Annotated in this window: 20 protein-coding genes and 3 tRNA genes; 16 read left to right on the top strand and 7 right to left on the bottom strand. The window is 74.7% G+C overall.

The features are described 5' to 3' along the window. The first annotated feature begins 69 nt into the window (after positions 1 to 69). Complete coding sequence (gene cimA, locus ACGF7U_RS10625) at positions 70 to 1,650, top strand: citramalate synthase (protein ID WP_393105111.1); 1,581 nt, start codon at positions 70 to 72, stop codon at positions 1,648 to 1,650. A 7-nt stretch (positions 1,651 to 1,657) separates the two neighbouring features. Here the strand turns inward: cimA and ACGF7U_RS10620 are convergent, their stop codons facing one another. Continuing rightward, positions 1,658 to 2,650: an endonuclease/exonuclease/phosphatase family protein gene (locus tag ACGF7U_RS10620; protein WP_393105109.1), complete on the bottom strand. Its 993-nt coding sequence runs from the start codon at positions 2,648 to 2,650 to the stop codon at positions 1,658 to 1,660. Between the two features lie 374 nt (positions 2,651 to 3,024). Here ACGF7U_RS10620 and ACGF7U_RS10615 point away from each other — a divergent pair, with 374 nt between their 5' ends. The 7 genes from ACGF7U_RS10615 (at position 3,025) to arfB (ending at position 8,499) form a co-directional block, all read left to right on the top strand. After that, positions 3,025 to 3,549, top strand: a complete 525-nt coding sequence (locus ACGF7U_RS10615; protein WP_393105107.1) for a hypothetical protein — start codon at positions 3,025 to 3,027, stop codon at positions 3,547 to 3,549. Positions 3,550 to 3,728: 179 nt separating this feature from the next. After that, positions 3,729 to 4,778, top strand: coding sequence for an AAA family ATPase (locus ACGF7U_RS10610; RefSeq protein WP_393105105.1), 1,050 nt, complete (start codon positions 3,729 to 3,731; stop codon positions 4,776 to 4,778). After that, positions 4,775 to 5,794, top strand: a complete 1,020-nt coding sequence (locus tag ACGF7U_RS10605; RefSeq protein ID WP_393105103.1) for a DUF58 domain-containing protein — start codon at positions 4,775 to 4,777, stop codon at positions 5,792 to 5,794. Before ACGF7U_RS10610 ends, ACGF7U_RS10605 begins: the two co-directional genes overlap by 4 nt. Beyond that, positions 5,791 to 6,750 (top strand): VWA domain-containing protein, encoded by a 960-nt coding sequence (locus ACGF7U_RS10600; protein WP_393105101.1) that lies wholly within the window; start codon positions 5,791 to 5,793, stop codon positions 6,748 to 6,750. The genes ACGF7U_RS10605 and ACGF7U_RS10600 overlap by 4 nt, the downstream gene beginning before the upstream one ends. 37 nt (positions 6,751 to 6,787) lie before the next feature. Then, complete coding sequence (locus ACGF7U_RS10595; protein WP_393105099.1) at positions 6,788 to 7,651, top strand: S1C family serine protease; 864 nt, start codon at positions 6,788 to 6,790, stop codon at positions 7,649 to 7,651. Between the two features lie 110 nt (positions 7,652 to 7,761). After that, positions 7,762 to 8,064 (top strand): hypothetical protein, encoded by a 303-nt coding sequence (locus ACGF7U_RS10590; RefSeq protein WP_393105097.1) that lies wholly within the window; start codon positions 7,762 to 7,764, stop codon positions 8,062 to 8,064. 9 nt (positions 8,065 to 8,073) lie between these two features. After that, positions 8,074 to 8,499: an alternative ribosome rescue aminoacyl-tRNA hydrolase ArfB gene (gene arfB, locus ACGF7U_RS10585; protein WP_393105095.1), complete on the top strand. Its 426-nt coding sequence runs from the start codon at positions 8,074 to 8,076 to the stop codon at positions 8,497 to 8,499. 67 nt (positions 8,500 to 8,566) lie between these two features. On the opposite strand, the gene ACGF7U_RS10580 is transcribed toward arfB, so the two are convergent. The 4 genes from ACGF7U_RS10580 to ACGF7U_RS10565 all read right to left on the bottom strand — a co-directional run bounded on the left by ACGF7U_RS10580 (position 8,567) and on the right by ACGF7U_RS10565 (position 12,193). Next, positions 8,567 to 9,220: a DsbA family oxidoreductase gene (locus tag ACGF7U_RS10580; protein WP_393105093.1), complete on the bottom strand. Its 654-nt coding sequence runs from the start codon at positions 9,218 to 9,220 to the stop codon at positions 8,567 to 8,569. A 90-nt stretch (positions 9,221 to 9,310) separates the two neighbouring features. Next, positions 9,311 to 9,673, bottom strand: coding sequence for an antibiotic biosynthesis monooxygenase family protein (locus ACGF7U_RS10575; RefSeq protein ID WP_393105091.1), 363 nt, complete (start codon positions 9,671 to 9,673; stop codon positions 9,311 to 9,313). A gap of 236 nt (positions 9,674 to 9,909) precedes the next feature. Further along, on the bottom strand, positions 9,910 to 10,758 hold the full coding sequence (locus ACGF7U_RS10570; RefSeq protein WP_393105308.1) for a 3-methyladenine DNA glycosylase: 849 nt from the start codon (positions 10,756 to 10,758) through the stop codon (positions 9,910 to 9,912). Between the two features lie 151 nt (positions 10,759 to 10,909). Continuing rightward, positions 10,910 to 12,193, bottom strand: coding sequence for a hypothetical protein (locus ACGF7U_RS10565; protein ID WP_393105089.1), 1,284 nt, complete (start codon positions 12,191 to 12,193; stop codon positions 10,910 to 10,912). A gap of 214 nt (positions 12,194 to 12,407) precedes the next feature. On the opposite strand from ACGF7U_RS10565, the gene ACGF7U_RS10560 reads away from it, so the two are divergent. The 4 genes from ACGF7U_RS10560 (at position 12,408) to ACGF7U_RS10545 (ending at position 13,981) form a co-directional block, all read left to right on the top strand. Then, entirely contained in the window at positions 12,408 to 13,211 is an 804-nt protein-coding gene (locus tag ACGF7U_RS10560; RefSeq protein WP_393105087.1) for a fumarylacetoacetate hydrolase family protein, read from the top strand. A 107-nt stretch (positions 13,212 to 13,318) separates the two neighbouring features. Then, a tRNA-Gln gene (locus ACGF7U_RS10555) sits at positions 13,319 to 13,390 on the top strand. A 136-nt stretch (positions 13,391 to 13,526) separates the two neighbouring features. Next, positions 13,527 to 13,599: transfer RNA gene (locus ACGF7U_RS10550), tRNA-Glu, on the top strand. Between the two features lie 309 nt (positions 13,600 to 13,908). Beyond that, positions 13,909 to 13,981 (top strand) — tRNA-Glu (locus ACGF7U_RS10545). 354 nt (positions 13,982 to 14,335) lie between these two features. On the opposite strand, the gene ACGF7U_RS10540 is transcribed toward ACGF7U_RS10545, so the two are convergent. Next, positions 14,336 to 15,022, bottom strand: a complete 687-nt coding sequence (locus ACGF7U_RS10540) for an IclR family transcriptional regulator (protein ID WP_013284529.1) — start codon at positions 15,020 to 15,022, stop codon at positions 14,336 to 14,338. Positions 15,023 to 15,071: 49 nt separating this feature from the next. Between ACGF7U_RS10540 and leuC the strand changes: the two genes are divergently transcribed. The 4 genes from leuC (at position 15,072) to ACGF7U_RS10520 (ending at position 20,071) form a co-directional block, all read left to right on the top strand. Next, on the top strand, positions 15,072 to 16,520 hold the full coding sequence (leuC, locus tag ACGF7U_RS10535; RefSeq protein ID WP_393105085.1) for a 3-isopropylmalate dehydratase large subunit: 1,449 nt from the start codon (positions 15,072 to 15,074) through the stop codon (positions 16,518 to 16,520). A 15-nt stretch (positions 16,521 to 16,535) separates the two neighbouring features. Further along, positions 16,536 to 17,123 (top strand): 3-isopropylmalate dehydratase small subunit, encoded by a 588-nt coding sequence (leuD, locus tag ACGF7U_RS10530; protein ID WP_393105083.1) that lies wholly within the window; start codon positions 16,536 to 16,538, stop codon positions 17,121 to 17,123. 172 nt (positions 17,124 to 17,295) lie between these two features. Continuing rightward, on the top strand, positions 17,296 to 17,952 hold the full coding sequence (locus ACGF7U_RS10525) for an HU family DNA-binding protein (RefSeq protein WP_393105081.1): 657 nt from the start codon (positions 17,296 to 17,298) through the stop codon (positions 17,950 to 17,952). A 139-nt stretch (positions 17,953 to 18,091) separates the two neighbouring features. After that, positions 18,092 to 20,071: an endonuclease/exonuclease/phosphatase family protein gene (locus tag ACGF7U_RS10520; RefSeq protein ID WP_393105079.1), complete on the top strand. Its 1,980-nt coding sequence runs from the start codon at positions 18,092 to 18,094 to the stop codon at positions 20,069 to 20,071. A 163-nt stretch (positions 20,072 to 20,234) separates the two neighbouring features. On the opposite strand, the gene ACGF7U_RS10515 is transcribed toward ACGF7U_RS10520, so the two are convergent. Continuing rightward, positions 20,235 to 21,197 carry an NUDIX domain-containing protein gene (locus ACGF7U_RS10515; RefSeq protein WP_393105078.1) on the bottom strand — a complete coding sequence of 321 codons (963 nt, stop codon included), beginning with the start codon at positions 21,195 to 21,197 and terminating at the stop codon, positions 20,235 to 20,237. Between the last annotated feature and the right edge of the window lie 12 nt (positions 21,198 to 21,209).

Here is a 21,209-nt window from a genome sequence, read left to right as displayed (position 1 = left end):
CCCTCCGCCGAGCGCGCAGACCTCCCGCATCCGCGGGGGGTCTTTTTGTTGCTCTCGAAAGGATCCCTGATGACCTTCCAGGTGTACGACACGACGCTGCGCGACGGGGCCCAGCGCGAGGGGCTCAGCTATTCGGTGGTCGACAAGCTCGCGGTGGCCCGGCTGCTCGACGAGTTCGGGGTCGGCTTCATCGAGGGCGGCTGGCCGGGCGCGGTGCCGAAGGACACCGAGTTCTTCCGCCGGGCGCGCACCGAGTTGGACCTGAGACACGCGCTGCTGGTCGCGTTCGGGGCCACCCGGCGGGCCGGGGTGCGGGTCGCCGACGACCCGCAGGTCCGCGGCCTGCTCGACGCGCAGACCCCGGCGGTCGCCCTGGTCGCCAAGGCCGACCTGCGGCACGTCGAGCGGGCGCTGCGCACCACCGCCGCGGAGAACCTGGCGATGGTCCACGACACCGTGGCGCACCTGGTGGCCGAGGGGCGTCGGGTCTTCGTCGACGGCGAGCACTTCTTCGACGGCTACCGGCACGACCCGGCGTACACGGCGGCGGTGGTGGAGACGGCGCTCGCCGCCGGCGCCGAGCGGATGGTGCTCTGCGACACCAACGGCGGGATGCTGCCCTCCCAGGTGACCGCCGCCATCGCCGACCTGACCGCGCGGGTGGGGGTCGGCCCGGAGCTGCTCGGCATCCACTGCCAGAACGACACGGCGTGCGCGGTGGCCAACACCGTCGCCGCCGTCGAGGCGGGGGTGCGGCACTTCCAGGGCACCGCTAACGGCTACGGCGAGCGCCCCGGCAACGCCGACATCTTCGCGGTGGTCGCCAACCTCCAGCTCAAGCTCGGGCTGCCCGTCCTACCGGAGGGCTGCCTGGGGCAGATGGTGCGGGTCTCCCACGCCATCGCCGAGATCGCCAACATCGCCCCCGACACCCACCAGGCCTACGTCGGGGCCGCGGCCTTCGCCCACAAGGCGGGGCTGCACGCGAGCGCGATCAAGGTGGATCCGCTGCTCTACAACCACGTGGACCCACAGGTGGTGGGCAACGACATGCGGATCCTCGTCACCGAGATGGCCGGCCGGGCCAGCGTCGAGCTCAAGAGCCGCGAGCTCGGCCTGGACCTGGCCGGCCATCCGGAGGCGCTGTCCCGCGTGACCCGGCGGGTCAAGGAGCTGGAGGCCGGCGGCTGGTCGTTCGAGGCCGCCGACGCCTCGTTCGAGCTGCTGGTCCGCGCCGAGTTGGACACCGCGCCGGCGAAGCCGTTCGCGCTGGAGTCGTACCGGGTGCTCGTCGAGCACCGGGAGGACGGCGCGGTGGTCTCCGAGGCGACCGTCAAGATCCGCGTACGGGGCGAGCGGGTCATCGCCACCGCCGAGGGGAACGGCCCGGTGAACGCCCTGGACGAGGCGCTGCGCGCCGGGCTGGCCCGGCACTACCCGGAGCTGGGCGACTTCGAACTGGCGGACTTCAAGGTGCGGATCCTGGAGGGCAGCAGCGGCACCGGGGCGGTGACCCGGGTGCTGCTGGAGACCGCCGACCGCACCGGCCGCGACTGGACGACGGTCGGGGTGCACCCCAACGTGGTCGAGGCGAGCTGGCACGCCCTCGTCGACGCGCTCACCTACGGCCTCGACCGCGCCCGCGTCTGAGGCGGGGTCACCCCGCCGGAAGGCGCAGTTCGGCCAGGACGGCGCGGTGGTCGCTGCCCGGCACCCGGTGCACGGCCACCGCCCGCACGGCGATCCGCCGGTCGACCAGCACGTGGTCGATGGTCACCGGCGGGATCGGGTCGCCGTCGTAGGGGCCCCAGGTGCCGGTGAGGCCCGCGCCGACCTCGTCGGCGGCGTCGACGTATCCGGTGGACAGCAGCGCGCGTAGCGGGGCGTGGTCGAGGGTGGCGTTGAAGTCGCCGGCGAGGATCCGCAGCGGCCCGTCCGGAGTCGCGGGCGGCTGCGCCGCCAGGTCGGTGCGCCAGTGGCCGACCTGGTCCACCGCGTACGGGGCCGCCGGGTGCGCCGACTCGACGCGCACCGGCGGCGCCCCGGGCACCGTGACCGTGCCGTACGCCTGGTCGAAGCCCCAACCGCCGCGGTTGTGCCGGACGCCGCCCTCGCCGACGGGGAACCGGGCGTAGATTCCGGAGCCGACGGTGCCGGGCCGGGGCTCGAGGTGCCGGTGGGGGAGCAGCCGGTCGAGGCCGAGCCGGTCCAGGTCGGCCCGGGCCTCGGGGGTGAACTCCTGCACGGTGAGCACGTCGACCCGGTGCCGCTCGACCAGGTCGACCAGCGCCCGCGCGTCGGCCGCCCCGGCGAGCAGGTTGGCGGTCAGCAGCCGCACCGTCGGCCCGCCGGTCGCGGGCTGCCCGGCGGGCAGGGCCCGGGGCGCGACCACGGCCACCAGCGCCGCCGTGACCACCGCCGCGACCACCGCGGGCCAGCGGCGCCGCAGGGCGAGCGCGAGCACCAGCGGCAGCAGGCTCCCGGCGGCGACGTACGGGGTGAAGGCGAGCAGTTGGACCAGCGGCCCCCGGTCGAGACCGGCCAGCCGCACCACCGTCCAGGCGGCCCCGGGCGCGACAGCCGCCCAGCAGAGCACGGTGCCCGGGAGCCCCGCCCGGCTGTCCGTCGGCCGCTCCGCCTCGGTGATCATGGTGAGAGGGTAACCCCGCCCCGCCACGCGCCGTGGCCCGTCGCCCTGCCGAACGTATTTCACGAATGGCAGAGCATTCGCATTTCACAAAATTGTCGACGCCGCCGGGCGGGTCACCGGAAAGGCGTGATCGACTATTGACGTCTGGCTTTTTACGATGCTACGTTCCAGTGGGTTGAGACGTCGAAACTCTGAGTAGTAATCCCTGCTCAGAGCCGGTGAAATGATTGAGGCGACAACATCTAGGGTGCGGCCTGAAGTGCGGGCTTCCGGCGGTTGTCGCTCATTTCCCGGGCCCGAGAATTGGAAATCAGCCGTTCCGCCGTCGGGCGGGAACGGTCGAATCCGCACGGTCAACAAAAGGGAGACCTGTCATGACCACACTCTTCCGACGCAAGGCGGCGGCGGTGGCCTTCACCGCCCTGGCGCTCGCCCTGACCGGAGGCGGCATCGCCGTCGCCCAGCCGGCGGCGCAGGCGCCCGCCGAGGTCGCCCAGCCGGCCCGCCAGCCCGGCTCCGGCAGCCAGCCGGCCGTGACGCCCGCCGAGGCCCGCAAGGCCAAGGCGGCACTGGCGCAGGGCCCGTCCGCGCTGGCGACCGCGCCGGGCACCGTCGCCTCCGCCGTCGTCTCCAGCGGCGGCACCCTGCTCCGCGGCTCGCCCGAGGCGGTCTCCGCCACCCGGTACGGCCCCGGGCAGTACCAGGTCCTGTTCAACTACAACGTCTCGCTGGAGACGTTCGTGGCGACCATCGGCACCACCGATCCGTACAACGTGCCGCCGGGCGGCGAGATCTCGGTGGCGCCGCGGCTCCAGACGCCGAACGCGGTCTTCGTCCAGACCCGGAACTCGTCCGGCACCCCGGCCGACCGGCCGTTCCACCTGGTCGTCGCCAACTGAACACCCGCTGACGACGTCGGCCCCCACCTCCGGGTGGGGGCCGGCGCCCCCGCGTCCGGTGGGCCGTGCCGCGCCGGTCCTGCCGGGCCGCGAGGCTCGTCCCGGTTCGGACCGGTAAGGACCGTGCCGGCGCTGATAATCCGACGTTTGTCCGACGGCCGCCACGGGAAGCAAGCACCGTGACGGACATCTCGGACACCCTGGCCAGCGTGCCCAGCCCGGCCGAACCCGATGCGAGTTCGGCCGAGCTGGAACAGACCCTCTTCGAGGTCAAACGCGTGATCGTCGGGCAGGATCGGCTCGTCGAGCGCCTGCTCACCGCCCTCGTCGCCGACGGGCACTGCCTCCTGGAGGGCGTGCCCGGGGTGGCCAAGACGCTCGCCGCGCAGACCCTCGCCACCGTGGTCGGCGGCACCTTCTCCCGGATCCAGTTCACCCCCGACCTCGTGCCGTCCGACATCGTCGGCACCCGGATCTACCGCGCGTCGAAGGAGACCTTCGACACCGAGTTGGGCCCGATCATGGCCAACCTGGTGCTCGCCGACGAGATCAACCGGGCCCCCGCCAAGGTGCAGTCCGCGCTGCTGGAGGCGATGGCGGAGCGCCAGGTCTCCATCGGCGGGCGCAGCTATCCGGTGCCCGACCCGTTCCTGGTGCTGGCCACCCAGAACCCGATCGAGTCCGAGGGGGTCTACCAGCTGCCGGAGGCGCAGCGCGACCGGTTCCTGATGAAGATCGTGGTCGACTACCCGAGCGACGCCGACGAGCTGGCCATCCTCTACCGGATGAGCGCCGACCGGCCCACCGCCCGCCGGGTGCTCGACCCGCAGCGCCTCCGTGACCTCCAGGCCCGGGCCACCCACGTCTTCGTGCACCACGCCCTTGCCGAGTACGTGGTCCGGCTCATCCTCGCCACCCGTGACCCGGGCCGGTTCGGCCTGCCCGAGGTCGGCCGGCTGCTCGCGTACGGGGCGAGCCCCCGGGCCACCCTCGGCCTGGTCGCCGCCGCCCGGGCCCAGGCGCTGCTGCGCGGCCGCGAGTACGTGCTGCCCGAGGACATCCGGGAGCTGGCCGTCGACGTGCTCGCCCACCGGCTGGTGCTCTCCTTCGACGCGGTCGCCGACGGGGTGTCCGCCGAGTCGGTGGTGCGCCGGCTGGTCGAGGCGGTGCCGCCGCCCCGGATCGCCACCGGTCACCCCGGGCACGCGGCCGACCTGGCGGCGGCATGAGCTGGCGCGGGGCCACCGCGTCGGCGCCCACGCCGGCCGACCCGGGGCTGGCCGACCTCGCCCCGGACCGGCGGCTGCGCCGGCTGGAACTGACCGTCACCCGCCGGCTCGACGGCCTGCTGCACGGCCGGTACCGCGGCCTGCTGCCCGGGCTGGGCAGCGAGCCCGCCGGCAGCCGGGAGTACCGCCCGGGTGAGGACGAGGTGCGCCGGATGGACTGGGCGGTGACCGCCCGGACCACCGTCCCGCACGTGCGCGAGGTCGACGCCGACCGGGAGCTGACCACCTGGCTGCTGGTCGACGCGAGCCCCAGCATGGAGTACGGCACCGCCGAGCTGGACAAGCGGGAACTGGCCGTGGCGGCCGTGGCGGCGGTCGGCTTCCTCACGGCCGGGGTCGGCAACCGGCTCGGCGCGCAGGTGCTCGGCCCAGCCGGGCTGCGCCGCTTTCCGCCCCGCAGCGGGCGCGCCCACCTGCTCGGATTGCTCCGGGCCCTGCTGACCGCGCCGCGCGCCGGCGGGTACGACGAGCGGACCCCGCTGCCCGACGGCCCCGACCTGACCGACGGCCTGGCCGCCGTACACCGGGTGGCGCTGCGGCGCGGCCTGGTGGTGGTGGTCTCGGACTTCCTCGACGGCCTGCCCGACGACCCCCGGCACGCGCCGCCCTGGGAGGGGCCCCTGCGCCGGCTCGCCGTGCGGCACCAGGTGCTCGCCGTGGAGGTCACCGACCCGCGCGAGCTGGAACTGCCGGACGTCGGCCTGATCACCCTGGTCGACCCGGAGACCGGCCGACGGCGGGAGGTCTGGACCGGCGACCCCCGGCTGCGCGAGCGGTACGCGGCCGCCGCCGCCGCCCAACGCGACCAGGTACGCGAGGCGCTGCGCCGTAGCGGGGCCACCCACCTGCCGCTGCGCACCGACCGCGACTGGAGCGCCGACATCGTGCGCCACGTGCACGCCCAGCGGCGGCTCGCCGCGGCCCCGGCCCGCGCGGCCCGGGGAGGTGCGGCGTGATCTGGCAGTCGCCGGTGCGGCTCTGGCTGCTGCTCGGCGTGCTCGCCCTGGCGGTCGGCTACCTGCTCATGCAGCGCCGGCGCAGCCGCTACGCCGTCCGCTTCACCAACCTGCGGCTGCTCGACCGGGTCGCGCCGCAGCGGCCGACGTGGCGGCGGCACCTGCCGGCCGGGCTCTTCCTCGCCATGCTGGCGCTGCTGGTGGTCGGCTTCGCCCGGCCCACGGCGGAGGTGCGGGTGCCCCGGGAACGGGCGACGGTGATGGTGGCCGTCGACGTCTCCACCTCGATGCTCGCCGGCGACGTGGAGCCCGACCGGCTCAGCGCCGCCAAGGACTGTGCCCGGCAGTTCGTCGACGGCCTGCCCGACGAGTTCAACGTCGGGCTGGTCGCCTTCGCCGGCAGCGCGGCGGTGCTGGTGCCCCCGAGCACCGACCGGGAGGCGCTGCACGAGGGGATCGAGCGGCTGGTCGAGGGGGCCACCGGGGTGCAGGGCACCGCCATCGGCGAAGCCATCAGCACCTCGCTCGGCGCGGTCAAGGGCTTCGACAGTCAGGCGGCCAAGGACCCGCCGCCGGCCCGGATCATCCTGCTCTCCGACGGCGCGAACACCTCCGGCATGGACCCGATGGAGGCGGCGGCCGACGCGGTGACCATGAAGGTGCCGGTGCACACCATCTCTTTCGGCACCCCCGCCGGCACCGTCGACCGGGGCGGCCGGCCGATCCAGGTGCCCGTGGACGGGCAGACGCTGCGCGCGGTCGCCGAGGAGACCGGCGGCGGGTTCCACGAGGCCAGCACCAGCGACGAGCTGCGCGCGGTCTACGACGACATCGGCACCTCGGTGGGCTACCGCACGGAACGGCAGGACGTCTCGGCCCGCTTCATCGGCCTGGGACTGGTGTTCGCCCTGGGCGCCGCGGCCGGCTCGATGCGCTGGTTCTCCCGGCTGCCCTGACCCCCACCGCCGAGAAGGACACGTGAGGAGCGTACGCATGGCAGTGCAGACCGGGTTGGGCGAACCACGCGGCCCCTGGTTCATCTCGCCGGAGCTGGAGCCGGACGGGCGGGCCCGGTGGGACGGGCCGGGACCGGACCACGGGCCGGCCGGGTGGCGCGGGCGCGGGCGGCTGCTGGCCGGGCTGGCGGTGGTGGCCCTGTCCACCGCCTCGGGCGCGGTGGCCGGCGGCGTGGTGGCCAGCCGGGACGGCGAGCCCGGCCCGGCGGCGGCCTCGGCGGCCCCGGTGCCGGCGGAGCTGGTGACCGCGGCCGAGAAGACGGTGCCGGGGGTGGTCTCGGTGCTCGTCGGCGGGGGGCGCGGTGCCTCGGCGACCGGATCCGGCTTCGCCGTCGACGACCAGCAGCACATCATCACCAACGACCACATCCTGGCCAAGGGACGCAACGGCTCGGTGACCGTCGAGCTGCCGGACGGGCGGCGGTTCGCCGCCGAGGTGGTCGGCCGCGAGCCGCGCAGCGACCTCGCGGTGCTCCGGGTGCCGCCGTCGGCCGGCCTGGCGGCGCTGCCGCTGGCCAAGCCGGGGTCGACCCGGGTCGGCGAGCCGGTGCTGGCGGTCGGCTCGCCGCTGGGGCTCGCCGGCACGGTCACCGCCGGCATCGTGAGCGCACTGGACCGGCAGGTGCGCCTCGGCGACAACCGGCACACCGCGGTGCAGACCGACGCCTCGATCAATCCGGGCAACTCGGGCGGCCCGTTGGTCAACGCGCGCGGCGAGGTGGTGGGGGTGAACACCGCGATCGCCACGATCGACGGCAACGGCTCCATCGGGATCGGCTTCGCCATCCCCATCGAGCAGGTGCAGCAGACCGCCGACACGATCATCGGAAAGGGCGGCTGAGCTGCCCGTACGACCGCCGCGGCGCGGGTGGGAACGTGAAAACTGTCGGATACCCGGCGCGGAATGATCGGACCATGGAAATATTACGCTGAGTATGGATACTGGCGTGGGTGGAGCGTCCTGTAATCGTGGTCCTCCTGCTGGTGGGCCTGATCATCGGAACCGGTGTGGGGTCGGCGTACGCCCGGGCGCGACGCGGGTGGGCCGACTACCAGACCGTCAAGAAGACCGTGCCCGGTGCCCGGCGCACCGCGTGGCTGCTGATCAAGGTGGCCACCACGAAGATCGGGGTGATCGCCCTGCTGCTGGTCGGGGCGGTCGCGTACGCCGCCGTCGGCTCCGACGGCGAGCCGGCGCCGCCCGGCCCGACGCCGGACCCGTCCGCCACCCCGAGCATCCGGGCGGGGCGTTAGCCTCGGGGTGTGGACGACGGACTGCGGGTGACCGACCGGTGGGTCGTCCCCGCCGCTGAGCTGCGGGAGCGTTTCTCCCGCTCGTCCGGGCCCGGCGGCCAGGGCGTCAACACCACCGACTCCCGCGTCGAGCTGAGCTACGACCTGGGCGCCTCGCCCGGGGTGCCCGAGCCGCTGCGGGCGCGGGCGCTGCAACGGCTCGCCGGGCGGCTCGTCGACGGCGTGCTGACCGTCACCGCCAGCGAGCACCGGGCGCAGTTGGCCAACCGGGAGGCGGCCCGGGAGCGGATGGCCGCCCTGCTGCGCGAGGCGGCGGCCCCGCCGCCCCCGCCACGCCGGCCCACCCGGCCCTCGCGCGGCGCCAAGGAGCGCCGGCTGGCCGAGAAGAAGCGCCAGTCGCAGCGCAAGCGCGACCGCCGCGTCGACGGCGACTGACGGGCTCGGACACAGCCCCGGGGCGTCACGTCCGCGCGCCAGCCGTCAGCCCGCCAGTCGCCCGCCGTCACCGGCCGGGCGTGGCGGGCACCGGCTGCTCCGGTCGGGTCGCGCGCTCCAGCAGTCGGAGCAGGTCGGCGACAGGCTGGACCCCGGAGACCGGCGGCCGGCCGTCGATCACCAGGTTGGGAACACCGGTGACGCCCAGCTCGACTGCCCGACGCCGGTCGGCGCGCACCTCGTCGGCGTAGCCGTCGCCGGCCAGCACAGCGCGTGCCTGGTCGGCGTCGACCCCGGCCGCGCCGCTCAGGCGCTGCAGGATGTGAGGGTCCGCCACGTTGAGCCCTTCGGTGTGGTAGGCGTGCAACAGTGACTCCATCATCTCGTCGGCCCGGCCACGGTCGGCGGCCAGCTTGCACAGTCGGTGCGCGTCGAAGGTGTTCACCGGGCGGGCCAGGTGCAGGTTCAGCTCCACGCCTGCCGCGGCGCCCATCGACTGGATCCGGGCGACGCGGGCCGGCGCCTGCTCGCCCCACCAGCCGGCCATCGCTTCAGCTGCGGTCGGGCCGGGAACCCGTCCCTCCTCCGGCGCGAGTTCGAAGGCGCGCCAGACCACCTCCACGCTGTCCCGGTCGGCGTGTCTCGCCAACGCGGCCGACAGTCGTCTCTTTCCGATGTAGCACCACGGGCAGAGCACGTCGGCGAATACCTCGAGCTTCATGGATCTCCCCTCAACTATGTGCGGGCTGTCGGTGGTACGGCCGCCCCGCTCGGCCCGCCCGTTGACGGGCCGAGCCGGTGGTCGGGGTGGTCAGGACTCGAGGCGCTGGGGGCCGGGGCCGACCTCGCGGACGACGGTGTAGGTCGGCGCCCCCGTCATGCGCGGCTCGGCCGTGCCCGACAGCGCCGCCAACGCCCTGCCGATGGCGGCCATCCGGCCGTCGGTGTCGGAGGTCCGCACAAAGTTCTGGTAGTCCGCCTCGCTCGCCCAGTGGACGATGTTGTAGACGCGGGTGCCGTCCGTACTCACGTGGAAGCGGGCCGACCGGTAGCCGGGATAGAAGCGCACCCACCGTTCCTGGATCTCCGCGAAGGCCTCCACGAGCTCGCGCTGGGTGTCGGATCCGTCGACGGTGTAGTCGATGATCGAATAGAAGCCGGAATCCGCACTCACGGAGCACTCCCAAGATCGGTTGCGGGGCTTTCCCCGAAGGTCGGCCCATCCTGCGACCTCAACTCAGGTTGAGGTCAACTGTGGATCCTGGACACGCCCACGCCACCCCGCCGCCACGTCGAACGTCCGTGCCAGCCCCGCCGCCGCGTCGAACGTCCGTGCCAGCCCCGCCGCCGCGGCTGCCCTCGATGCCGCCGGGGACAGCGGGGGCCAGGACGGCTCAGTCGGTCACACCTTCACCGTGCCGGCGGCTCCGCCGCGTCCAGCAGCGTCGCGCACACCTCGATCAGCCGTGCGCGTAGCCGGCCGGCACGTCGCGCGAACTCGCGTTGCCGAGCCACGTACTCCGCCTTGCCCTCCGGAGTCTCGATGGCCACCGCCGGTTGCCCGTACGAGGAGAGGTCGTACGGGGACGCCTGCATGTCGAGCAGCCGGATGTCCCGCGCCAGCTCGAAGCAGTCGAGCGCCAGGTCCCCCGGGACCGCGGGGCCCAGCTTGGTCGCCCACTTGTGGCAGTCCATCGAGGCGTGCAGGCAGCCGGGCTGGTCGAGCTCCACCTGGCTCTCCCTGGTGGGCCGCAGCCGGTTGAGGCCCACCGCGTCGGGCGTGAAGAACCGGAACGCGTCGAAGTGCGTGCAGCGGATCTGGTGCGACTCGACCACCGCGTCGGTGCCCGCCTGCCCCAGGCGCAGGGGGAGCGGGTGTCGATGCTCTCGTTGGCGGTACACCATCGCCCACTCGTGCAGGCCGAAGCAGCCGGTGAAGGCGGGGCGCGACGCGATCGCGGACAACAACCGGTGGACGAAGCGCACCGAGTCACCCCGGTCGGCGAGGAACGCCGCGACGTCGAGACCCACGACCCCGTCCGCGTCCGCGGCGTACCAGCGCCACCGCCCGTGCGGGACGGCGACGTCCGGCCCGGGCTCCAGACGGACACCCACCCCGGGGTGCCACCGCCGCAGCACGGAGGGCCGGGTCCCGTAGTAGTCGTACAGGAAGTCGTCGATCACGTGGCGCTCCCGGGTGGTCCGGCGCGCGCGGTGGCCCGCGGTGAGGGCGTCGGCGCGTCGCTCGTGGGCCGCCATGAGCGGAAGCCAGTTCGCCACGGGGATGCTGGTCACCGTTCCCGGCCCCGGTTGCCCGCTCCGAGCCCTCTGACGAGTCCCCAGCTCGGGCAGGTCGGGTGTGCGGGCGGCGGTCACGGACCCCAGGGTACGACCGCCGCCCCGCCGCCGGTCAGGGCACGTCCACCCGGACCCCGGCGGAGAACACCCCGCTGCGCAGCTCCAACTGCTCCGGCGGCGCCTGCCCGTCGACCGTGAAGACCAGCGGCAGCACGGCCCGGCTGCCGGCCGCCATCGGCTGGGCGAAGACGTCCCGGCCCTGGTTGGCAAACCGGGTGGCCTGCTCGTCGGTGGTGACGAAGTTCCCGTCCGGCAGGTACGCCCGTTGCAGCCGGCCGTGCCAGCTCTGCTGCTCCGGGGTGAGGTTGCGCACCCCGACCGTGGCCTGGCACTGCCGCGCGCTGCGGCCCGGCTCGCACGCGATCCGGTAGACGGTGAACTCGAACGCCGACTCGCGCAGCGGCTCGCCGATCGCGCCGTTGGCGCCCCGGCCGATCCACGCGCCGCTGGTCGGCTGGCTGTCGGTGTCGATGGCCGCGACCTCCCGGGTGGCCGTCCAGGCGGCGGTGCCCACCGTGCCGGCCAGCACGGCGGCGGCCACCGGGACGATCAGCCAGACCGACGGCGTGCGACGGATCTGCGCCGGCCGGGGTGTGGCCGGCCTCGGGTAGACGGTCCCCGGCCCGCCGGGGGAGAGGGCGGCGGCGACGGGCCGCCGGCGCCGCCGCCACGTCCAGACGCCGCCGATCGCGAGCACCGCCACCGTGGCCAGTCCGGCCAGCAGCACGGGTGTGCGGCGCCACGCCGGCGTCCCCGCCGTCTCCTGTGCGGCCGCCGGCGCGGCGGCGTTCCAGGTCGCCGTCGCGCAGTCGTACGGCCGGCTGCCGTCGCGGGCGAAGGCGCAGGCCGGCGCGGTCAGCGGCCGGTCCGGGGCGGCGGTGGTCAGCGTCGTGCCGAGGGTGGTGGTGCTCCGGGCGGGGAGTTTGAGTTGCCAGGTCACCTCGGTGGCCGACCCGGCGGCGCGGCTGGCCCGGCCGCCGGCGGTGATGGCGGTCGCCGAGGCGCCGGGCGGCAGCTCCTGCCGCACGGTGGTGTCCACCGGCGAGCTGCCGGCGTTGCGGACCTCGATCCGGTAGCGCGGCGCCGGCGTGCTCTCCGGCGCCACCGCCACCGTGACCGGCGGCTTCGCCACCGGCGGGGCGGCCCGCGTCGGGGTCGGCACCGCCGGCGGCGCCGACGGCATCGCCGGCGCCGGGGTCGGCGCGGCCGCCGCCGGTGGTGGCTGCGCGGCCGCCGCGGGCGGTGCCGCCGTGGGCAGTGCCGGCACGGCGGCGAGAATGCCGAGGCAGTGTACGAACACTGCGAGGGCCCTGTGGTGTCGTGTCGATGCAGGCATACGAACGAACCTCCGGAGCCGACGCTAGGGGCGCGGCGGCGCCGGGCGGGTACGAAGTCGGGAAGTGCGCCCGGGCGGGCGGCCGGTGGCGTAGGGTGCGCGGCTGGCCCGCCCCCGGCGAGCCGGGGAAGCCGCCCGCCCACCAGGCGAGGACGCACACGACCCACCGGCGGGACCCGGTGAACGTCGGTGGCGACCGCACTAGATTGGCCTGGTGCGTATCGCTCGTTTTGCTCATGCCAAGGGAATGTCGTTCGGGGTCGTCGAGGGCGAGCCGGAGGCGGGCCCGCAGGGCCTGACCGTCGCCGAGATCGAGGGCCACCCGTTCGGCCAGATCACCTTCAGCGGCGCCCGCTGGGCGTTGTCGGACGTCCGGCTGCTCTCGCCGATCCTGCCCAGCAAGGTCGTCTGCGTCGGTCGCAACTACGCCGAGCACGCCGCCGAACACGGCACCGAGGTGCCGAAGGAGCCGCTGCTCTTCCTCAAGCCGTCCACCTCCGTGATCGGGCCCCGGGACGCGATCCGGCTGCCGATCTTCTCCAAGCAGGTCGAGCACGAGGCCGAGCTGGCGGTGGTCATCGGCGCGCCGGGCGCGCGCCGGGCCGACCGGGCCGCCGCGGAGCGGGCCATCTTCGGCTACACCTGCGCCAACGACGTCACGGCCCGGGACCTCCAGCGCTCCGACGGCCAGTGGACCCGCGCGAAGGGCTTCGACTCGTTCTGCCCGATCGGGCCGTGGATCACCACCGGCCTCGACGTGCGGGACCTGGAGATCCGGTGCGAGGTGGGGCGCAGCCCCGAGGAGATGGAGGTCCGCCAGCTAGGCCGGACCCGGGACATGGTCTTCGACGTGCCGGCCCTGGTGTCGTACGTCTCGCACGTCATGACGCTGCTCCCCGGCGACGTGGTGCTCACCGGCACGCCGGCGGGGGTTAGCCCGCTCACGGACGGGGATACGGTAACCGTGCGGATCGAGGGGATCGGGGAGCTGACCAACCCGGTGGTGCCCGTCGCCTGATCCGCGTCGAGGCCCGGTTCGCGCAGCTCAGAGGCGCTTCCGGGGGCTCGATTTGGCCTGCCGGCACCGGGAGGGTAAAGTTTGTTCCCGGCGCCGCAAGGGGCCAATGGGGTATGGGGTAATTGGCAGCCCGACTGATTCTGGTTCAGTTAGTCTAGGTTCGAGTCCTGGTACCCCAGCGCAGCCGAGGTTCGGAAGAGCCTCGGGCGTTGGATCTCGCTGGAGTGGATCTCCGGTTCCCGTCAGGGAGTCGGAGGTTCTCTCTGATAGAGTCCAGCGGCGCCGTTCGGCAGAGCGGCGCGGCAAGGAAGTTCTGGCCCCGTCGTCTAGCGGCCCAGGACGCCGCCCTCTCAAGGCGGTAGCGCCGGTTCGAATCCGGTCGGGGCTACAAGCATGGTCGGCCCGTCTCACCCCGGTGAGGCGGGCCTTTCCGCATTCCGGCCGCCGCATTCCGGCCGCCCGCATTCCGCCGCCGCGTTACGGCCCGTCACGCTTGGCCAGCCCGCGCCGTGGCCTCCAGAGGCTGCCCGCGCCGGCCGTTGCGGGGCGGACCTGCTGCCGCCGGGCGTCCCGGCCGCTGCCCGGCCGACAGCCGCCTGACGCGGTGTGCGGGGCGACCCGGTGCGGACCCCCTCGGGGGACGCCGCTAGACTACAGCCGCACCGCTCACGTGGGCGGTGGAAGCAGGGAAAGTCTTGGCCCCGTCGTCTAGCGGCCCAGGACGCCGCCCTCTCAAGGCGGTAGCGCCGGTTCGAATCCGGTCGGGGCTACAAGCACGGTCGGCCCGTCTCACCCGGTGAGGCGGGCCGATCCGCGTTCCAGGCCCCTCGGCACGTCCGCACCCCCGGGACGCCGGCCATCGGCTGCCCGACGCCACCCGGCCCGGCCCAAGGGCGGGTCCGGGCGGGCCCGGACCCGGTTACGGTCCGGGCTTGGCGCCGGACCGGCACCACGGGCAGCGTCGCGGCCGGGGCCGGGCTGACGCAGGCCGGTGCCACGGGCGGGGCCCACCAGTGGCACGGGCAGGGTGGGCTCCGGTCAGCGCCGCCGCTGCGGGCCGTGCCACGGGCAGGGTGGGGTCCGGTCAGGGCCGGACGCTCCCGGTCGCGCGAAGGGGCATGGGGTCAGAGGCCGGAGAGACGCTGGCCGGCCCGGACGACGGCCATGGCGTGGCGCTCGCCGGGGCGACGGCCCAGGCGCTCGATCGGGCCGGAGATGCTGATCGCGGCGATGACCCGACCCGTGCGGTCGCGGATCGGGGCGGAGACGCTCGCCACACCGGCCTCCCGCTCGGCGACGCTCTGCGCCCAGCCGCGGCGGCGCACCTCGGCCAGGGTGCGGCCGGTGAACTTCGACCGGGGCAGCAGCGGCATCACCGCCTCCGGCGGTTCCCACGCGAGCAGGATCTGGGCCGCCGAGCCGGCCGTCATCGGCAGCACCGAGCCGACCGGCACGGTGTCCCGCAGGCCGCTGGCACGCTCCGCGGCGGCCACGCAGATCCGCTCGTCGGCGCGGCGCAGATAGAGCTGCGCACTCTCGCCGGTGGCGTCCCGCAGCGCGGCCAGCAGCGGCTCCGCCGCCGTCAGGAGCACGTCCGGCGCGGCGTTGGCGAGCTCACCCAGGCGCGGGCCCGGGCGCCACCGGCCCTGGGTGTCCCGGACCAGCATCCGGTGGATCTCCAGCGCCTGCGCCAGCCGGTGCGCGGTGGCCCGGGGCAGCTTGGTGCGTTCAACGAGTTCGGCCAGGCTGGCGCCGTCGACACAGGCGGCCAGAATGACCACCGCCTTGTCGAGAACGCCGACACCGCTCATACTGTGTCCCACAAGCCGAAATTTACCTCCCAGAATTTAGGATGTCCAGATGGTGGGAGTCACTACTACCGAGCCGAGGACCCTGGCCGAGAAGGTCTGGGACGCGCACGTCGTACGGTCCGCCGAGGGGGAGCCGGATCTGCTCTTCATCGACCTGCACCTGCTGCACGAGGTGACCAGCCCGCAGGCCTTCGACGGGCTGCGCCTCGCCGGCCGCCGCGTGCGCCGCACCGACCTCACGCTCGCGACAGAGGACCACAACACCCCGACCGGGTACGCCGACCCGTCGTTCCGGGAGCGGCGTGGCGACCTGCTCACCATCGCCGACCCCACCTCGCGTACGCAGATCGAGACGCTGCGCCGCAACTGCGCCGAGTTCGGCGTCCGACTGCACCCGCTCGGCGACGCCAACCAGGGCATCGTGCACGTCATCGGCCCGCAGCTCGGCGTCACGCAGCCCGGCATGACCATCGTCTGCGGCGACTCGCACACCGCCACCCACGGCGCGTTCGGGGCGCTCGCGTTCGGCATCGGCACGAGTGAGGTCGAGCACGTGCTGGCCACCCAGACGCTGCCGCAGACCCGGCCGAAGACGATGGCGGTGAACGTGACCGGGCAGCTCGCCCCCGGGGTCACCGCCAAGGACCTGGTGCTCGCGTTGATCGCCCAGGTGGGCACCGGCGGCGGGCGCGGACACATCGTCGAGTATCGCGGCGAGGCGATCCGGTCGCTGTCCATGGAGGGGCGGATGACCATCGCCAACATGTCGATCGAGTGGGGCGCCAAGGCCGGCATGATCGCGCCGGACGACACCACGTTCGCGTACCTGAAGGGGCGGCCGAACGCGCCGCAGGGCGCCGACTGGGACGCGGCGGTCGCGTACTGGCGGACCCTGCCCACGGACGAGGGGGCGACCTTCGACGCCGAGGTGACGCTGGACGCCGCCGCGGTGACGCCGTTCGTCACCTGGGGCACCAACCCGGGTCAGGGCGCCCCGCTGGGCGCGGTGGTGCCGGATCCGGAGGAGTTCGTCACCGAGGCCGAGCGGACCGCCGCCCGCCGCGCGCTGGAGTACATGGACCTGCGCGCCGGCACCCCGCTGCGGGACCTGGCGGTCGACGTGGTCTTCGTCGGCTCCTGCACCAACGGCCGGCTGGAGGACCTCCGGGCCGCCGCCGACGTGCTGCGCGGGCACCGGGTCGCCGACGGGGTGCGGATGCTGGTCGTGCCCGGCTCCGCCGCCGTCCGCGAGGCGGCCGAGGCGGAGGGGCTGGACAAGGTCTTCACCGACGCCGGGGCGGAGTGGCGCTTCGCCGGCTGCTCGATGTGTCTGGGCATGAACCCGGACACGCTCTCCCCGGGCCAGCGCTCCGCGTCCACCTCCAACCGCAACTTCGAGGGCCGCCAGGGCCGGGGCGGACGCACCCACCTGGTCTCCCCGCCGGTCGCCGCCGCCACCGCCGTGGCGGGCCGGCTGGCCGCTCCCGCCGACCTGTAGAAGGGCACACCGCAGATGGAGAGGTTCACCACCCACACCGGCACGGCCGTGCCGCTGCGCCGTTCCAACGTGGACACCGACCAGATCATCCCCGCCGTGTACCTCAAGCGGGTGACCCGGACCGGTTTCGCGGACGGCTTGTTCAGCGCGTGGCGCGAGGACCCCGAATTCGTGCTCAACGACGCCGCGTATTCCGGTGCGTCGATTCTCGTGGCCGGTCCGGAGTTCGGCACCGGCTCCTCGCGGGAGCACGCCGTCTGGGCGCTGCGCGACTGGGGCTTCCGCGCCGTGATCTCCCCCCGCTTCGGCGACATCTTCCGCGGCAACGCGCTCAAGGAGGGGTTGCTGCCGGTCGAGTTGGAATTGAAAGCGGTCGAGGAGATCTGGGATCTGGTCGAGGCCGACCCGACCACGCCGGTCACCGTCGACCTGACCGCCCGACAGGTCCGGGTCGGCGGGGCCACCTGGTCGTTCCCGCTGGACGACTTCAGCCGCTGGCGGCTGATGGAGGGCTTGGACGACATTGGACTCACCCTCCGGCACGAGGCCGAGATCAGCGCCTTCGAGGCCACCCGGCCGCCGTTCCTGCCCACGGTCGCATAGCCGTACGCCCGATCGCGCAGCGGATTCCGCCCCCACCGGTCTGACCGGTGGGGGTGAATCCGTTACGACACAAGGGCTTTTTTCCACCGAATGTTTGTGTCCCGGCAGCACAGGGCATACCGTGCGCGCAGAATGGCTCGCGTCGAGTCAGTTGCACAATCGGGAGGAAGTCGTGAACAAGGCCGAGCTCATCGAGGCGCTCGCCGTTCGCCTGGGGGACCGGAAGACGGCGACGGCCGCGCTCGACGCGGTTCTCGCTGAGGTCCAGGCGGCGGTCACCAAGGGCGAGAAGGTGGCGATCACCGGATTTGGAGCGTTCGAAAAGCGCGTCCGGGGCGCCCGAACAGCGCGCAACCCGCGGACCGGCGAGGCGGTGAAGGTCAAGAAGACATCCGTCCCGACCTTCCGGCCGGGTGCCGGATTCAAGGAGATGGTGGCCAGCGGCAAGGTGCCGAAGGCCACGGCGGCGGCGAAGAAGACCGCCACGGCCGCCGCCAAGACCACCGGGGCCAAGGCGACCGGGGCCAAGGCGACCGGCGCCAAGGCCACGGGTGCCAAGGCCACGGGCGCGAAGGCGACCGGGGCCAAGGCCACCACGGCCGCGGCGAAGAAGACCACCGCGGCGAAGACGACCACGGCGGCGAAGGCGACCAAGACCACCGCGGCGAAGAAGACCGCGACCACCAAGGCCGCCCCGGCGAAGAAGAGCGCCGCGGCGACGAAGGCCACCGCGGCGAAGAAGACCACCGCGGCGGCGAGCAAGAGCGCCGCGGCCAAGAAGGCCCCGGCCAAGAAGGTCCCGGCCAAGAAGGCCGCGACCAAGCGCTGAATCGCAGCGGTACGAGGGCGTCCACCGGCACGGTGGGCGCCCTTGTCGCGTGCCCCCGCCCGTCGGGCGGGCGTTGACCGGGGCGGTGCGCCGCACGCAGAATCGCCGCACCCCCTCCGGTCGGCGAAAGGCAGCCCCCGTGCGCTACCGCCACCTCACCACCCTCACCCTCGCGCTGGGCGTCGTGCTCCTGGTCGACGTGCTGCGCGTCTTCCTGCCGGCCGTCATCACCATCTTCGGGCAGGCCGCCTCGACCCCGGCCGAGCTGCTGGGGGCGTTCGCGCTCGGTTGGTTCGTGCTCGCCCTGGCCGCGCCCGCGCTGGTCCGCCGGGTCGGCGCCCGCCCGGTCACGCTCGCCGCCGCCGTGCTGCTGGCCGCCGCCCGACTCGTCGTCGCCGGCCAGCCGGGCGGGCGGCCCCAGCTCTGGATCGCCGCGGCCGGGCTGCTCGCCGGGCTGTTCTGGCTCGCCGGTGTCGCCGCCGCCACCGACCGGCCGGTGCCCGGCCTGGCGTCCGGGCTGGCGCTCGGCGCGGTCCTGCACACCGCGCTGGACACGTACCACCCGCCGTTTCTCGGAAGCCGGGCGGCGTGGCTCGCCGCCGGCCTGGTCGGCGCGCTCTTCCTGGCGGGGCAGGCGCGGCCGGCGCCGCCGGCCGGACCGGGCGGCGTGCGGAGTTGGCTGCTGGCCGGCCCGGCGCTGCTGCTCGCCGGCATGGTGGCGCTCTCCCCGGCGGTCGCCCGCACGGCGACGTCCTACCAGTTCGGCCTGCTGCGGTCGCACCCCGGCGACGACGTGGGGGTCGCCACGGTGCCGCTCTTCGGTTCCGCCCCGGTCGCCGTGGCCGTCGGCGGCTTCCTGCTCGCCGCGCTGGCGTCACCGCGCCGCGGGATGTGGCGGTGGCTCGCCCCGACGGCCCTGGTGGCCGGGGCCGTCCTCTTCGCCCTCGAACGCGGGGAGCTGCTGCTGCCGGCCGTCCTGCTCACCGCGGTGGGGCTCGGCGGCTGCCTGGCGTCGTCCGGCGCCGCCGACGGACGCGACACGTCCGGCGTCCGGCCCGCCGCCGACCCGGCCGCAGCGGTCGACGGCGACGCCGGATCCGGCGTAGCGGCCGACGACGCCACCGATCCGGCCCGGGCGGCCGGGCGGCGGGCGTACGCGGTGGTCGCCGGGATGCTCGTCTTCGCCGTCGCGGCGGTGCTCTACTACGCCGCGTACGACCTGGGCCACCCCAACGCCGGAGTGCCCGTGGCCGTGGCCGTGCTCGTCGCCGCGATCGGGCTGGCCGCCCGGCCCGGGTCGGGGCCGGTGGCGCGGTCGCTGCCGCCGGTGCTCACCGCCGCCTCCGCCGCCGTGCTGACCCTGCTCGCCGCGATCGTCAGCGACGAGCTGCTGACCGCCACCAACCGCGACGGGCCGCCCGACACCGTGCGGGTGGCGGCGTACAACGTCCGGATGGGATTCGGGATGGACGGCCGCTTCGATCCGGACGCGCTGGCGCGGGCGGTCGCCGGGGCCGACGTCGTGGCGCTCGGCGAGGTGGACCGGGGCTGGCTGCTCAACGGCGGTCACGACACGCTCGACCTGCTGGCGGAGCGGCTGGACATGCCCTACGTCTTCGCGCCCGCCGCCGACGCGCTCTGGGGCGACGCCGTGCTGAGCCGCTGGCCCCTGGACGAGGCCCGGACCCGGCGGCTGCCGGCGGTCGGCGCGCCCACCGGCGCGCAGGCCCTCGGGGTCACGGTGGACTTCAGCGCGGGTGTCCGCCTCGCGGTGGTCGCCACCCACCTGCAACCGCCGCCCGGCGAGGATCCCGTGGTCCAGGCCCGCGCGGTCGCCGGGTTCGCCCTCCGGTACGCGGCCGGCCGCCCGCTGGTCGTCGCCGGCGACATGAACACCGAGCCGGACGACCCGGCGTTCGCCGAGTTCACCCGCGCCGGGCTGGTCGACGCGCTGGCCCCGGCCCGCCCGCTGCCGACCAGCCCGGCGGACGACCCGCGCCAGCAGATCGACCACGTGTTCGTCACGCCCGGCCTGGCCGCCCGGGATGCGGCGGCGCCGCGCGGCACGGCCAGCGACCACCTCCCGGTCGCGGTGACCCTGACCCTGCCGTCGACCTGACCGTCGGGCGCCGCCCTCCCGCGACCGACGGGAGCGGCGTGAGCCGCCCCGTCCGCCCGATCGGCGGTCGTCGGATGTCGCCCCGGGTGGCGGGGCGTCGGACGTCCCCTCGCCCGGGTGGCGGGGCGTCGGACGCCCCCTCCGCCCCGGGGGGAGCCGCAGGTCAGAGGCGGTCGGCGGCGAGCATGCGGTCCCCGGCGAAGGCGAGCAGCCAGCCGCCGCCCTTCGGGGTGGTGAAGTCGTAGGTCCGCCCGGTCAGCCGCTCCAAAGCGCCGGGGATCACCTTGCCCTGGCTGCACACCCCCGCCTGCCCGCCCGAGGTCGCCAGCGCGCTCAGGCGGGCGGCGGCGGCCAGCGCGCACTCGTCGGGCTGCTGACCCGGCCTCGGCTCGTCCAGGTCGCCGTCGACCTCGATCGGCAGGTCGAGCAGCGCCGCCGCCGGGTCGAGGGTCTGCACGCACCGGCGGGCCGAGGCCGACAGCAGCCGTGCCGGGCGGACCAGCGCGACCAGCGGGGCCAGCGCGTGGGCCTGCGCCCAGCCCCGGGCATCGAGCGGCCGGCCGGTGTCCGGGCCGGACCAGGTGGCCCGCTTGCCGGCGTGCGCGTGCCGGACCAGCGCGATCGTCCCGGTGACCGCCGGCAGGGCGGCGAACGCGGCCAGCACCTCGGCGTCGTGCGGGTAGCTGACCAACCGGATGGCCTCGTCCACGCCGAGCCAGCGCACCTCGTCGACCTCCGTGCCCGGCTGGAAACCGCCGTCGGCCACCGCCCGCATCGACCAGTAGTCGACCACCTTCGGCCGGCCCTCGCTGCGATAGCGCACGGTGGGCAGCCGCACCTGCGGCACCGCCCGGACGTCGGACTCCTCGGCCACCTCGCGTACGGCGGCGAGCAGGGGGTGCTCGCCCGGCTCCAGCTTGCCCTTCGGCAGCGACCAGTCGCCGTAGCGGGGCCGGTGCACCAGGCAGACCAGCATCCCGGCCCGCCGCGCGCCCGGCGCGGCGTGGTCGGGCTCGTCGGCGGGGCGCCACACGACGCCGCCCGCCGCGCGGATCGAGGGCGCCCCGTCGGGGACGTCGGCCGCCCAGGTCCGACCCGGGCCGGCCGCGTCCCGCTCATCCAGCATCTCGTCAGCCTA

Source organism: Micromonospora sp. NPDC047670 (assembly GCF_043204915.1).
GTDB lineage: Bacteria > Actinomycetota > Actinomycetes > Mycobacteriales > Micromonosporaceae > Micromonospora.
The sequence above is the reverse complement of the archived record's forward strand: the minus strand, read 5'-3'. Positions and strand labels throughout refer to the sequence as shown.

What these genes read in the sequence shown, in the direction of transcription:
- cimA (WP_393105111.1), top strand. Translation starts at nt 70, where the DNA reads ATGACCTTCCAGGTGTACGACACGACGCTGCGCGACGGGGCCCAGCGC.
- ACGF7U_RS10620 (WP_393105109.1), bottom strand. Translation starts at nt 2,650, where the DNA reads ATGATCACCGAGGCGGAGCGGCCGACGGACAGCCGGGCGGGGCTCCCG.
- ACGF7U_RS10615 (WP_393105107.1), top strand. Translation starts at nt 3,025, where the DNA reads ATGACCACACTCTTCCGACGCAAGGCGGCGGCGGTGGCCTTCACCGCC.
- ACGF7U_RS10605 (WP_393105103.1), top strand. Translation starts at nt 4,775, where the DNA reads ATGAGCTGGCGCGGGGCCACCGCGTCGGCGCCCACGCCGGCCGACCCG.
- ACGF7U_RS10595 (WP_393105099.1), top strand. Translation starts at nt 6,788, where the DNA reads ATGGCAGTGCAGACCGGGTTGGGCGAACCACGCGGCCCCTGGTTCATC.
- ACGF7U_RS10580 (WP_393105093.1), bottom strand. Translation starts at nt 9,220, where the DNA reads ATGAAGCTCGAGGTATTCGCCGACGTGCTCTGCCCGTGGTGCTACATC.
- ACGF7U_RS10570 (WP_393105308.1), bottom strand. Translation starts at nt 10,758, where the DNA reads ATGGCGGCCCACGAGCGACGCGCCGACGCCCTCACCGCGGGCCACCGC.
- ACGF7U_RS10565 (WP_393105089.1), bottom strand. Translation starts at nt 12,193, where the DNA reads ATGCCTGCATCGACACGACACCACAGGGCCCTCGCAGTGTTCGTACAC.
- ACGF7U_RS10540 (WP_013284529.1), bottom strand. Translation starts at nt 15,022, where the DNA reads ATGAGCGGTGTCGGCGTTCTCGACAAGGCGGTGGTCATTCTGGCCGCC.
- leuC (WP_393105085.1), top strand. Translation starts at nt 15,072, where the DNA reads ATGGTGGGAGTCACTACTACCGAGCCGAGGACCCTGGCCGAGAAGGTC.
- leuD (WP_393105083.1), top strand. Translation starts at nt 16,536, where the DNA reads ATGGAGAGGTTCACCACCCACACCGGCACGGCCGTGCCGCTGCGCCGT.
- ACGF7U_RS10515 (WP_393105078.1), bottom strand. Translation starts at nt 21,197, where the DNA reads ATGCTGGATGAGCGGGACGCGGCCGGCCCGGGTCGGACCTGGGCGGCC.